This window comes from Bacillus sp. es.036 (assembly GCF_002563635.1).
In the GTDB taxonomy this organism is placed as follows: Bacteria; Bacillota; Bacilli; order Bacillales; family Guptibacillaceae; genus Guptibacillus.
In genome coordinates this window covers 3,123,016-3,135,838 of sequence record NZ_PDIZ01000001.1, presented here as the reverse complement: position 1 = coordinate 3,135,838, position 12,823 = coordinate 3,123,016, and the positions used below count along the sequence as shown (strand labels likewise).

The 12,823-nt window shown below is 42.2% G+C and carries 12 protein-coding genes; 6 read left to right on the top strand and 6 right to left on the bottom strand.

Features of this window, described 5'->3' with window-relative positions:
- Positions 1–34: 34 nt before the first annotated feature.
- The gene (locus ATG70_RS15800) at positions 35–1,123 is read left to right on the top strand and encodes a Gfo/Idh/MocA family protein (protein ID WP_098445214.1); all 1,089 of its coding nucleotides are present in this window, start codon (positions 35–37) and stop codon (positions 1,121–1,123) included.
- Positions 1,124–1,147: 24 nt separating this feature from the next.
- The gene (locus ATG70_RS15795) at positions 1,148–2,191 is read left to right on the top strand and encodes a Gfo/Idh/MocA family protein (RefSeq protein ID WP_098445213.1); all 1,044 of its coding nucleotides are present in this window, start codon (positions 1,148–1,150) and stop codon (positions 2,189–2,191) included.
- A gap of 121 nt (positions 2,192–2,312) precedes the next feature.
- On the opposite strand, the gene ATG70_RS15790 is transcribed toward ATG70_RS15795, so the two are convergent.
- On the bottom strand, positions 2,313–3,656 hold the full coding sequence (locus tag ATG70_RS15790; RefSeq protein WP_098445212.1) for an AMP-binding protein: 1,344 nt from the start codon (positions 3,654–3,656) through the stop codon (positions 2,313–2,315).
- A 306-nt stretch (positions 3,657–3,962) separates the two neighbouring features.
- Here ATG70_RS15790 and ATG70_RS15785 point away from each other — a divergent pair, with 306 nt between their 5' ends.
- On the top strand, positions 3,963–4,790 hold the full coding sequence (locus ATG70_RS15785; protein ID WP_098445211.1) for an alpha/beta fold hydrolase: 828 nt from the start codon (positions 3,963–3,965) through the stop codon (positions 4,788–4,790).
- Positions 4,791–4,866: 76 nt separating this feature from the next.
- On the opposite strand, the gene ATG70_RS15780 is transcribed toward ATG70_RS15785, so the two are convergent.
- Genes ATG70_RS15780 through ATG70_RS15765 form a run of 4 tightly spaced genes read right to left on the bottom strand, consistent with a single transcriptional unit; the run spans position 4,867 to position 8,907 of the window.
- Positions 4,867–5,964 (bottom strand): GerAB/ArcD/ProY family transporter, encoded by a 1,098-nt coding sequence (locus tag ATG70_RS15780; RefSeq protein ID WP_098445210.1) that lies wholly within the window; start codon positions 5,962–5,964, stop codon positions 4,867–4,869.
- Between the two features lie 15 nt (positions 5,965–5,979).
- The gene (locus tag ATG70_RS15775) at positions 5,980–7,071 is read right to left on the bottom strand and encodes a GerAB/ArcD/ProY family transporter (RefSeq protein WP_179886300.1); all 1,092 of its coding nucleotides are present in this window, start codon (positions 7,069–7,071) and stop codon (positions 5,980–5,982) included.
- A 21-nt stretch (positions 7,072–7,092) separates the two neighbouring features.
- Positions 7,093–7,308: a hypothetical protein gene (locus ATG70_RS15770; RefSeq protein WP_098445208.1), complete on the bottom strand. Its 216-nt coding sequence runs from the start codon at positions 7,306–7,308 to the stop codon at positions 7,093–7,095.
- Positions 7,309–7,338: 30 nt separating this feature from the next.
- Positions 7,339–8,907 (bottom strand): spore germination protein, encoded by a 1,569-nt coding sequence (locus ATG70_RS15765; RefSeq protein ID WP_098445207.1) that lies wholly within the window; start codon positions 8,905–8,907, stop codon positions 7,339–7,341.
- 140 nt (positions 8,908–9,047) lie between these two features.
- On the opposite strand from ATG70_RS15765, the gene ATG70_RS15760 reads away from it, so the two are divergent.
- Together ATG70_RS15760 and ATG70_RS15755 are read left to right on the top strand one after the other, a co-directional pair.
- Positions 9,048–10,241 carry a Ger(x)C family spore germination protein gene (locus ATG70_RS15760; protein WP_098445206.1) on the top strand — a complete coding sequence of 398 codons (1,194 nt, stop codon included), beginning with the start codon at positions 9,048–9,050 and terminating at the stop codon, positions 10,239–10,241.
- A 74-nt stretch (positions 10,242–10,315) separates the two neighbouring features.
- Complete coding sequence (locus tag ATG70_RS15755; RefSeq protein WP_098445205.1) at positions 10,316–10,687, top strand: hypothetical protein; 372 nt, start codon at positions 10,316–10,318, stop codon at positions 10,685–10,687.
- A 130-nt stretch (positions 10,688–10,817) separates the two neighbouring features.
- On the opposite strand, the gene ATG70_RS15750 is transcribed toward ATG70_RS15755, so the two are convergent.
- Complete coding sequence (locus ATG70_RS15750) at positions 10,818–11,540, bottom strand: FadR/GntR family transcriptional regulator (protein ID WP_098445204.1); 723 nt, start codon at positions 11,538–11,540, stop codon at positions 10,818–10,820.
- 171 nt (positions 11,541–11,711) lie between these two features.
- Between ATG70_RS15750 and ATG70_RS15745 the strand changes: the two genes are divergently transcribed.
- Positions 11,712–12,812, top strand: a complete 1,101-nt coding sequence (locus tag ATG70_RS15745; RefSeq protein WP_098445203.1) for an NAD/NADP-dependent octopine/nopaline dehydrogenase family protein — start codon at positions 11,712–11,714, stop codon at positions 12,810–12,812.
- Positions 12,813–12,823 lie beyond the last annotated feature (11 nt).

The following is a 12,823-nucleotide window of genomic DNA, read 5'->3' as shown; positions in this document are numbered from 1 at the left end:
AGGTTTTAGCGAACTAGTTAAGGAGTGAGAGAGAATGAAAAAGATTCACATAGGTGTCATTGGTTGTGGCAATATTAGCGATATTTATTTAACGAATCTTCGTGAGATGGAAAGTCTCGAAGTCGTTGCAGTGGCCGATTTGAACCATGTTAAAGCAGTGGAAAAAGCAGAGAAATATAGCATTCCTCATGTTCTAAGCGTGGATGAACTTTTGGAAACTGAAGCCATTGATCTCGTGCTAAATTTAACCATACCGGAAGCACATGCGGAAGTAAGTCTACGAGTATTAGAAGCAGGAAAGCATGTGTATTCAGAAAAACCGCTCGCGATTACGCTTGAGGATGGGGCGAAGGTGTTAGCTAAAGCGAAGGAAAAGGGCCTTTTCGTCGGTGTGGCGCCGGATACGTTTCTCGGTGGTGGACTTCAGACATGCAAGAAGCTGATTGAGGACGGTGCGATTGGTGAACCTGTTGCTGCAACGGCCTTTATGATGGGACATGGGCCGGAAAGTTGGCATCCTGACCCGGAATTTTTCTATCGTGCAGGTGCAGGTCCGATGTTTGATATGGGCCCTTATTATTTAACGGCGCTAATCAATTTAATTGGACCAGTTCATCGCTTAACAGGCTCAGCGCGGATCACGTCACCTGAACGGACAATTACAAGCGAACCGAAGTACGGCCAGAAAATAAACGTTGAAACGCCAACGCATGTTGCGGGAATTCTTGATTTTGAAAATGGTGCCATTGGCACAATGATTACGAGCTTTGACGTATGGGGATCGAAAACCCCTTTTCTAGAAATCTATGGAACAAATGGCTCGCTGAGTGTACCAGATCCGAATACGTTTGGCGGGCCGGTGCTTTTGCGAAAACCTGGTGAGACGGAATGGGCGGAAGTTGCTTTCACCCACGGATCTCTTGAAAATAGCCGTGGTATTGGTGTGTTGGATATGGTGGACGCTTTACACTCTGGACGTGAACCGAGGGCAAGTGGCGAGCTCGCTTATCATGTTCTTGAAATCATGCATGGCATTCATGAGTCTTCAGGGAAGGGTGTGCGTTATGAGATGACAAGTACATGCAAACAACCTGAAGCGCTGCCGAGTGAGATTTTATCTTAAAAAGACGTGGAAGGGAATGAGAAAATGAAAAAGTTGAAAGTAGCGGTTATCGGATGTGGAAGTATTGCGAGGCGTCGTCATTTGCCAGAGTACAATGCGGAGAAGAATGTGGAAATTGTTGCGGTTTGTGACGTGGTGAAGGAACGAGCAGATGAAATGGTGAGTTTATATGGTGGTACAGCTTATACGGATTATCATTCTTTACTTGAGGATGAAGCGATTGATGCAGTAAGTGTGTGTTTACCGAACGCATTGCACGCGCCTGTCTCTATTGCGGCATTAAATGCTGGAAAACACGTTCTCTGTGAAAAGCCGATGGCCACTTCGCGTGAGGAGGCGGAAGCGATGAATTGGGCAGCTGAAGTAAACGGCAAGAAGCTGATGATTGCACATAATCAGCGATTCGTTGCCTCACACGTAAAAGCGAAGGAGTTAATTGAAAGTGGTGAGGTTGGGAAGATCTACAGCTTCCGCACAACATTTGGTCATCCAGGTCCAGAGCAGTGGAGTATTGATGGAGCGGGAAGCTGGTTCTTTGATAAAGAGCGAGCGTTTATTGGTGCGATGGGAGACCTTGGTGTACATAAGTCAGATCTCATGCGCTACTTACTGGGAGAAATTGTTGAGGTAGGCGCGTTTGTAGAAACGAATGCGAAGGAAAACACAGATTTGGATGATAACGCGGTCTGTATTCTTAAGACGGAAAATGGAGTAATCGGGACCTTGACTGCAAGCTGGTCTTACGTCTCTGGGGGTGATAACTCAACCGTGATCTATGGGGAGAATGCGGTGCTTCGTCTAGAAGATGATCCGCAACATTCACTGGTTGTTCAGTATAAGAATGGTGACGTGGTAAAATATGAACTTCAGAAAATCCAAACGAATGAAGCAGGCGGACAGCAATCAACTCACGTGATCGAGAAATTTGTGGAATGTCTGATGAACGATACCATTCCAGCCGTTAGCGGGGAAGAAGGGATGAAGTCGTTGCAGGTGATATTAGCTGCGTTGGAAGCGAACGAAACGAAGCGGGTGGTTGAGGTAGGAGTTGAACGAGCGATTAAGTAATGCGTGAGGCGTGGTATGCGTGGTTCGTATGCGTGGTGCCTGTCACCACCCGGTATATGTCAATAAATGTCGAACAGGCTGGCGAGATTAATCGTCAGCCTTTTTTTTGGGTGTTTTTTTTCTAGAGAGTGAAGTGAGGTGACACAGAAGTTCGTTGGTCAACAATGCGCTTTGCTTTTCCTTCAGAACGAGGGATGGATTTTGGTGGTTTCAAGTTCACCTCTACAGATATAAGCGCTTTCATTTTTAGTGTTCTGCGAATACGATTCGTGAGGTCGATGGCCAGGGGATGTGTGAAGTCCTCTTTATCCGGCAATCCTCCATAGAATTCTTCACATACCTCGACGTGCAACGTCACATGATCCAGGTGTCCTTTTTTCTGCAGGTGAATTTGATAATGAGGTACAAGTTCTTCTAGGTCACAAATATATCGTTCAATCTCAGAAGGGAACACATTGACGCCACGAATAATGAGCATGTCATCAATTCGTCCTTTTACTCGACTCATTCTTGTTGTTGTCCTCCCGCAGAGACACCTTTCTCTTGTAATGGAGGCGATGTCACCTGTGCGATAGCGGATCGTTGGGAGGGCTTCTTTCGTAAGACTAGTGAAAACAAGTTCGCCATATTGTCCGTCATCTACGTTTTCGAGGGTATCGGGGTCAATCACCTCAACTAGAAAATGATCATCTGCAATGTGGAGGCCGTCCTGACATTCCACGCATTCCATCGCGATACCAGGTCCCATTACCTCACTTAGCCCATAAATATCAGATGCTTTAAGCTGGAACAATTTTTCGATTTGGAACCTCATTTCTTCGGACCAAGGTTCGGCACCGAGTATGGCATATTTTAAAGAAGTAGTGCCTGGGTCAATCCCTTGGAGCATCATCGCTTCACCTATATTTAGGAGATAAGAAGGCGTAGAGCATATGATCTTAGGTTTGAAATCTTGGATGAGGGTGATTTGATTGGCGGTGTTACCACCTGAAATAGGAACCGTCGCACAGCCGAGCTTTTCAGATCCGCCATGGAGTCCTAGTCCTCCTGTAAAAAGACCATAACCATAGGCGTTATGAAGAATATCACCCTTTTGTCCGCCTGCGAGTGCGATTGACCTTGCGACGATGTCTGCCCAATGTTCAATGTCATTCTTTGTGTAAGCGACCACAGTTGGTTTTCCACTCGTTCCAGATGAAGCATGAATACGAATGATGTCTTCCATGGGGCATGCGAGCATATTGAAGGGGTAGTTCTCTCTTAAGTGTTGTTTTTGGGTGAAAGGAAGGCGGGGCAGGTCGTCAAGTGACTGGATCTCATCAGGAGTGATATGTACGTCTTTAAAAGCTTCATGATAGAAAGGGACGTTGTGATAGGCGTTTGTCACGGTGCGTTTTAAGCCTTCTAATTGGTGGGTAAGCATTTGCTTCGTATTCCACGTTTCTCGTTCTGAATAAATTGCCATACGGTTGCCTCCTTGTATGATACAAATTAAACGACTGTGAGAATTAGTGTCATATCAAAGGTACCTTTTTATGGAAGGGAGGTCAATGAGATTTGGGAGAATTGTGTCTTTGGTCGGGAGTTTGCAATTAGTTCGCGAGTTCGCGAGTGCCTGTCACCGCCCGATATTTGGAACTATTTGTCGAATAGTTTGCTCATATACGAATATTTTGAGCGCGGTTCATTTCAAAAGAGGGATTTGCAAACTGGTAGCGAACTTTGTAGAGTCATACCATATCAAAATTCATATTAAAGGAGAGGGTTACCCGTGTCGTTTATTGAAGTGAACGAAACACCGCTCTATTATGAAGATTATGGTCCAAAGGATGCACCGGTTTTGGTTTTTAGTCATTCGCTGTTTTTTAATTCGGATATGTTTCAACATCAGGTGGAACACTTTTCAAAAGATTATCGAGTGATTTGTTATGATCACCGCGGTCAGGGGAATAGCGGTCGGTCTTCTTTAGAAAACCTTAATATAGATACGCTTACAAATGATGCAGCGGCGTTGATTGAAGGACTTGGTATTGAGAAGTGTCATTTTATCGGAAATTCGATGGGAGGCTTTATTGCGCTTCGGCTTGCGGCTCGAAGGCCAGATCTTCTCCATTCGTGCGTGGTACTTGGAAGCTCTGGGGAAGCAGAGTACAAGAAAGAAGAGTTCCAACCGCTCGTTACTCAGCTTCAGAAGAACGGGGCGGAAGAAGTAATCGATACATTGATGTACATCATGTTTGGTGATGCCTCCCTTGGTTCAATGACGTTCGAAAGGGAACGAAACGTCTGGCGTGATTACATGAAGAAGCTTGAGCCTTCAATCGGAGATGCGGCTCACCAGGTTATCCACCGAAAGAGCGTCCTTGAAGAATTAGAAGGCGTCACGGTACCCGTCCTGGCGATTGCAGGAGAACAGGATCACGCTTATTCGATTGAGCTTTCTGAAAACATTGCGAAGAAAGCCGAGAATGGACGCTGTGAAGTTGTTGGGAAAGCGGGCCACTCCGTAGCACTTGAGAAGCATGAAGAAGTGAACAAACGTCTGGAAAGGCATTTTGTAAGGATGAAATCCAAGCTCGAACGAAGAGCTAGAATCTGATAATCGACCTGGTGAAATAGCCTGTTTAAAGCCTTCTATCTCGTTAGGATAGGAGGCTTTTTGCAATTCCAGTTATTCATTCTTGTGCCCGCCATTTTTTATAGTGCATCACTAGAAAAAGAAGAAGGGGAATCCCAATTTGAAAGGGAGGATGAACATAATATGGAACCACATTTAATCCGATCTGGATATGCTCCAGGTAGTTTCGTTCTATTAGAATGGAGGTAATGAGCGCGGCGCACGTAATGATGACCGTTAGCGTCTTCCAACTTTTTATAGAAAAGGCTGTGGAAAGACTGATGGCTGATCCAAATAAGAAAATTATGATTTTGATAAATCCGCCAATCATCAGAATCAGAATCGCGATGGGGTCAAGACGTTGAATAATGTCTTGAATGTTTATTCTGCCAATGGTCTCTAATAATGGAAAAGTAGAAGTTTTTGCTTGATAGGCGCCCATTACACCAATTTGAAAGATAATGGTAACAGTAAGAATGATGCCGCTTAGAAGAATGGCATACATGCCCGTTTTTTGACCCTCTTTCTTTTTGGGTAAAAAGGGTAGAAACATCGTGAACACAACCATTTCGCCAAATGGAAACGTGAGAACTAATGGAAAAGCCGTTTGGAAAACAGGGCGCCATCCATTTTCAAGAACAGGTTGTAGATTTTCGATGTGAAACAAGTTTGATAGTAAGATTAACCCAATAAAGATAACGCCTAAAAACATCACGATAACGAAGAAAATTTCTGAAGATCGTCCAATCACTTCAACACCTAGCAATGCTCCATAAAGGATTACTCCGCTAATCAGAAGGTTTATCACAAATAAGGGGGTTTCGCTCAATGTGGAGGTGACAATTAATTCCCCAAAGTCTCTTAGGACTCTTGCTCCAATATAAATAAAATATAGGCTATAAAGCACAGCGATGATTTTCCCAGGCCATTTCCCGAGAATCTTTTGTGCGTACTCTGATAAGGGGAGGTCTGGATAACGTTTAAATAACGAAGCGTATACAAAAAATAAGATAAATCCTCCGCACATCCCTAATAAAATGGTAATCCAGGCATCTTGTTCCGCTTCCATCCCAAGACCCACGACAACTGAACTCCCGAGTTCAAATAACACCATTATGGAAAATAATTGTTTGGATGATAATTTCACAGTTTCCATGATGATCCTCCTTCCTTACGCTTTATGTGCTTTATTTCTAATTTTGGCGATAAGGATTAACAAGAGTGGAAGTATGATACAGATTGTAAAGGAATAAGGAATCCAGGAGGTTGTTGCAAATTCATTCGCATATGTATCGTTCGGAAAGACGATTAATGACAGAACGAGCAGGATGATGCCGAGTGGAAAGGTAAGGATGCGGTAATCTCTCACACCAAGTACCTGTGCAAATCCTATCGTTGTGGCATAGAAAATAACAACCAGTTTAAAGAAAATCGTCAGCATCCAAATAATCGCAACAATGACTTCAATTCGTTGGATAAAGTTGCCGAAACTGATTTTTTTTCCAAGAATGTAACTTGGATGCGATTGAATAATGGTTCCGTTCACCCCAAGAACGAGCAAGCAGGCAATGATGATTGTAATTAAGAAAAGTCCTCCGATTAGTGTGCCAATAAATAGGCTTTTTCCTGTTTTTTTTGTATGAACCGCAGGATAAATCATTAAGAAGACAAGGAGCTGCAAATAAGGAATGCTCATTGAAAGGGTGGCTCCTTTCCAAATGGGCCTTAGACCATCTTCCATAATTGGTAATAAATTTGTGAATTTAGCATCCGGTAAAGCGAAAAGGATCCAAAGACAAAATAGCCCGATGACCCAGGGGAAGAAAATTTCTCCGCATCGAACGACAGTTTCAAGACCAAGACGCGTTGCAAAAATAACGAGACTGATGAAAAGAATGCTAATGACTTCGATAGGGGATTTGATTAAAATATGAGTTGTTAAGAAGTTTACTAAATCCCAGACTACAGTAGCAGCAAGAAGAAAAAAGAAGCTAATAAAGACGAATGAAAGCCCTTTTCCGAGCACTTTTCCTAAAATGACTTCACAATTTTCAAGTAATGTTAACGAGGGATCCTGTTTGCCGAGAACATTAAACAAGATGATGACGAGAAGTCCACCAGCTAGCCCTACGATACCTGAGATCCATGCATCTTGTTCGGATGCTTCGGCTAGACCTGAAGGGATGATTAGAATGGAACTTCCGATCGTAAATAGAATCACAATAATCGTGAATTGCGTGGATGATATTTTTGGAGGTTCCATTGGATTCCCGCCCTTCATTGATTATTGAAAAAGAAATTGCACTGGTTTATAAAGAAACGTAATGAAGTCGAATGGTGTTGGGAGATGATAGTCGAGGCTCTGAGCAATCGATAACCCGAATGCCATGAAAAGAAGAATCGAAAATATGTACGTATCCTTCTTGTGTTTTTTTAATAGAGGGCGTTCGAACAATACGATCGCCACGATGGAGATGCAAATACCGATGATCGGCCACATTTTATCTCTCCTTACCAAATAGTAGCTTACTTAATTTGATTCAGGATTAGGCTGCTTTTCCCGAACTTTGTCTTTAGGTTTTAGAAAGGTAGGGCGCGTAAACATCCGAGAAATGGGCGTACGAAAAATGACATCTTTTTGGTCTTTTAACTTGAATGGTGCCATTGGAGACATATAAGGCACGCCGAATGAACGAAGGCTACATAAGTGAAGGATAATGGCGATTATGCCAATAATCATACCGAATAGCCCGAAAGTTGCAGCTAGAAACATGAGTGGAAAGCGCAGCATTCGTATCGAAATCGCCATATTAATCGCAGGCATAACGAAATTACTGATGGCCGTTATGGAAACAACGATAATCATTGCGGATGAGACGATTCCGGCTTCCACGGCTGCTTGTCCAAGTACAAGCGCACCAACAATTGAGATTGCAGAGCCAACCGCTCGCGGCATCCTTACGCCAGCTTCACGTAAAATTTCAAAGGTTAGCTCCATTAAGAGAGCTTCAACTAATGCTGGAAATGGCGTTCCTTCTCTTTGAGCGGCGAGACTAATGAGAAGCTGGGTAGGTAACATTTCTTGATGAAAAGTGGTTACTGCAATATAGGCAGATGGTGTAATTAAAGCAAGGAAAAAGGAAAGGTAGCGTAGCATTCGAATAAGAAAGCTAACGTCGAAACGCTGATAATAATCTTCGCTCGATTGAAAAAACTGCACAAAAACCGCGGGTACCAGGAGAGCGAACGGTGTGCCATCAATAATAAGCGCAATACGTCCCTCTAATATTCCAGCAGCTAGTGTATCAGGACGCTCGGTATTAAAGATTGTAGGAAAGGGGGAATAAGCCTTTTCTTGAATGAGTTCTTCAATATACCCACTTTCCAGAATGGCATCGATGTCAATTTGCTTTAAGCGGTGCCGAACTTCTTCGACGATTTTATCATCGGCTACCCCATTTAAATAAATGAGTGCGACATCCGTTCTTGTCTTTTTTCCAATTGGTTTTGTTTCGATCCAAAGATTTGGATCCTTGATTTTACGACGCACCAGTGCTGTATTTGTGCGAAGTGTTTCAGAAAAACCATCTTTAGGACCACGAATAACCGTTTGTGAAGAAGGTTCGTTTATTCCTCGATCTTCCCACCCTTTTGATCCAATCGAAAATCCTTTTGTATACCCTTCTAAAATGAGAACTGTGTCGCCAGAGAGAATGTGTTGATAAAGTGAATCAAAGTCGTCGATTTCGTTTATTTCCCCATTTGCAAGAGCGAAATTTTTCAAAATAGTCATTGAGTCTAAATTACCCTGATCGGAAATCTCAGTCTCTCTAATCGTAAGCATCAAAGGTTTGATGATAAAGTCCTGCACGAAGTTTTTATCAGCCAAGCCTTCAGTATAGATAATGCCGAGAGAAATGGTACTATCAGTTCCTGCGACAATCTCTCGAATCACAATATCAGTGCTTTCCCCTAACGTTTTATTGACTTCTTTTATGTTTTCTTTAAGGCTAATCGACAATTTATTTGGCTGCTCAGGCTTTTCTTGTGTGTTCGATCTCTTTTTCTTCATATCTGTTAATTTACGTGCATATCTCATTGTGAAAAACTCCTCGATTGCTCTCTTCGCTCTATTTTTCAACTTCCGTGTTCATTTTATTCAGGCAAACCATGAAATGAATGGAAAAAACCCTTTTAGAAGAAGATAATCTTTAAAGCAAGCTTATGAGGAGAAATTAAATGAAAAGAACCCTTTATAAAATCATTAGTGGGAGTTTGATTCTTTTTCTACTTAGTGGCTGTTGGGATGCGTATGAATTAAATGAGTTAGCGATTGCAGTCGCTTATGGAATTGATAAAGTTGACGACGATTATCTTGTCACTGCGCAAGTTGTGAATCCAGGCGAAATTGAACAGCCAGGCATCACAACACCAGTAACAGTCTATCAAGAAAGTGCCGGCACCTTACTAGAGGCAGCTAGAAGATTGACAACCATTGCACCAAGAAGAATCTATGGATCGCATTTACGTATCCTAGTGATTGGAGAAGAACTTGCGAAAGAAGGCATTGGAGATGTCATTGATTTGTTGTCACGAGACCCGGAGATTCGCAATGATTTTTATATCGTCGTGTCCAGAGATGTGAAGGCTGGTGACACGCTTCAAGTGTTAACTTCACTTGAAGATATACCGGCTAATAAACTATATGCGGCGTTAGAAACGTCTGAAAAAAATTGGGCACCAACCTTAACAGTAACGCTCGATCAGCTCTCAGCGCATTTAATGGAGGGAGGAATGGAGGCGATGTTAACTGGGGTTGAAGTGAAAGGAAAAATCTCGACGGGTGAAAATAAAGAAAACGTTGCTCATATTAAGCCTCAAACACAGCTACAGTATCATGGAACCGCAGTTTTTAAAGAAGACAAGCTGATAGGTTGGTTAAATGATCCTGAGAGCAAAGGTGTTCACTATGCCCAGAATCGAGTGAAAAGCACAATTGTTGTTGTGCCATGTGAGAATGGCGGAAAAGCGGGGATTGAATTAATTGGTACAGACGCCGAATTAAAAGCAAAGGCGATCAATGATCAACCTTACGGAACAATCAAAGTTCAAGTAGAAGGGAAGGTTTCTGACGTTGAATGTCGGCAGCTTGATTTATCGAAAAAGAAAACCATTTCTGAACTAGAAAAGAAAACGGAAAAAGATATTGAGGGTAAGATCCACGATGCATTAGCCGTTACGCAAGGGGAGTATAAGTCTGATGTTTTTGGATTCGGAAAGGCGATTCACCGGTCGAGTCCAGCTTATTGGAAAACAGTTGAAAAGAATTGGGATCGACAATTTAAAGATATGCCAGTAGACGTCACTGTAGAGGTTACGATTCGAAGAACAGGCACCATTGGCAATTCTCCTCTTAAACGGATGGAGGAGTAGGAGATTGAATAACTTTACGTTTCTTGTCCCATACTAGATCAATAGTAAGGAAACTTGTCGGGAGGGTAATCTATATGTGGAAAAAGCTAACAAGTGGTTGGAGTGTAGTAATAGCAGCGATTCTGTTACTCACTTTCTCCTCAAGAGCGAGAACGGGCGCCAAACAAGCGATTATGAAAGGGACAGGGGCGACCATTGATCTTACCAATCAATTAAGAGGGAATGGATCAAAAGTGGGTAAACCAGCTAGTGTAGAGGGCGGCGAAGTGAGATACCCTCCCTATGTTGGTTATGAAACAAGTAAGGGATTAACTGAAACAGCGGGTAAAACAACACCGATTCGTAAAGTGAATCCAACTCGGTTTAAGAACGCAAAGAACGTACTGAATGATGAAACAATGCCGCATCAAATGGCAGAGGTCGCTGAGGAGTTTGATTTGTTTTAAGGCGGCGGTTAATGGTGCCTGTCACCGCCCGATCTGTGTAACTATTTGTCGAATGGAAACAGAGCCCGCTCTCTAAGAGAGAAGGGCTCTGTTTTTGGTTCATTCTGAATTAGGGAGGGTGATGAAATTATTATTGATCTTCTCTGTTTTCTAGCGAAATGTTTTGGATTTGCTTAAGATCATCCATAGCATGAGCAAAGTGTTCATACATAGCATCTCTTGCTTTGGCAGGGTTGTTTGCTTGAATCGCCTTATAAATTTTGGTGTGGTCATTTAGGCTTCTTTTTTTATCGATTTTATTTTGGAATTGAGGGTTTCGTTGGGCCATAAGCTCATCGGCGATGGTTTGAAAGAATTTGATCATGAAAGGGTTTTGCGATAATTCAGCGATACACATGTGAAAATTAAATCCTTCTATGGAGTAATCCTGGTTGGTGGTCATTTTTTCTTTTAACTGATTTAAGCTTTCTTCCAGTTTGGCAGCTCCATTTTGGTCGGTTCGTTCAGCAGCGAGTGCTGCTGCTTGTACTTCAATGCCCATTCGAACTTCTAATAAATCAATATAAGACGTATTGTCATCGCTTAGTAGACTTACTAATTCCGTGTTTTGAATTTTTCTCGAAGCTTCTTTTGTTACAAAGGTTCCGCGCCCTGGATAAGATTCAATGAGTCCCATTAACTGAAGAGCTTTCAACGCTTCTCGAATGGAATTTCGACCGACCTCAAATTGAGAAGAAAGCTCCATTTCTCCTGGGAATTTCTCACCTGGCCCCCAGGTTCCTTTTTTTATTTCATCTAGTAATTGATCAACGACTTCACGATAAAGCGTGTTTTTGACAACGGGTTTAAACATTCTCTCACCTCTAATGGTTAAATATCCTACATTAATTATAACGTTAATCAGATGAGACTGCACTGCGTGATAGTATGATTTATTAAATTTCAGAAAACACTTTATTTTTAAAATAGTTGTGATAAAATGTAGGACAATAGGATATTAAAACATTTAACTGGAGGTTTTAGAATGAGTAAACGGTTTGGTATTATAGGTGCTGGGAATGGTGGACATGCATTTGCCGCTTATTTAGGGAAGAAGGGCCAGTCAGTATACATGTACGATATTGATGAGAGTGTCATTGAGAAAATTAATGATCAGGGTGGCATTCAGGCAGATGGAGAAATTGAAGGTTTTTTTCCTATTGAGAAAGCAACGGGGAATTTAGAAGAGTTAGTGCAGTGTTCTGATATTATTATGGTTGTCACACCTTCAAATGCGCATCGGATCATTGCGAGCAACATTGCACCTTATTTAAGAGAAGATCAAATCGTTATTCTTAATCCAGGCTCGACTGGAGGAGCTTTAGAATTCCATAAAATTTTTCAAGATCAAAACTGCACTGCTCAGGTTACCATCGTAGAGACACAATCGTTACTGTTTGCTTGCCGCTTAAATCGTCCTGGTTATGTGTCCATCTATGGGATTAAGAAGGAATTGCCTTTTTCCGCTATCCCATCCAACCAATCTGAAAGCGCTTACGAATTGTTGCGTCCCATTTTTCCAGAATGGACCGTTGGAAAGAACGTTTTAGAGATTAGCCTTGGTAATATTAACGCTGTTCTTCATCCGGCGCCGTCTCTATTTAGTTTGACTCATATTGCGACCACAAAACCATTTTTGCATTATAAAGAGGGAATCACTTCATCTGTAGAGGCTGTACTTGAAAAATTAGATCGTGAACGAGTTGAGATTGGATCAGCTTATGGATTAACGATACCTACCACAAAAGAAAGTTTGAAAAAGTTCTATGATGTTAAAGGAGAAACGCTTTCTGAAATGGTACAGAGCAACAAAGCGTATGACACAATCACAGGTGCCTCTTCCTTAACAAACCGCTATTTTTTAGAAGATGTGCCAATGGGACTCATTCCGATGAGGGAATTAGGCAAAATAGCTGGGGTTCAAACGCCGATGATGGATGCGATTATTCATTTAGTTGAATCATTAGTTGGAAGTGAAGCATTTGTACATGCGCGTACGTTGAGGAAGCTGGGCCTTGACGGCATGGACGTAGACTCGGTTAACTTCTTTATGGAAACTGGGATGAACTATCAATTATCAAAATAAAAAACAGAGAG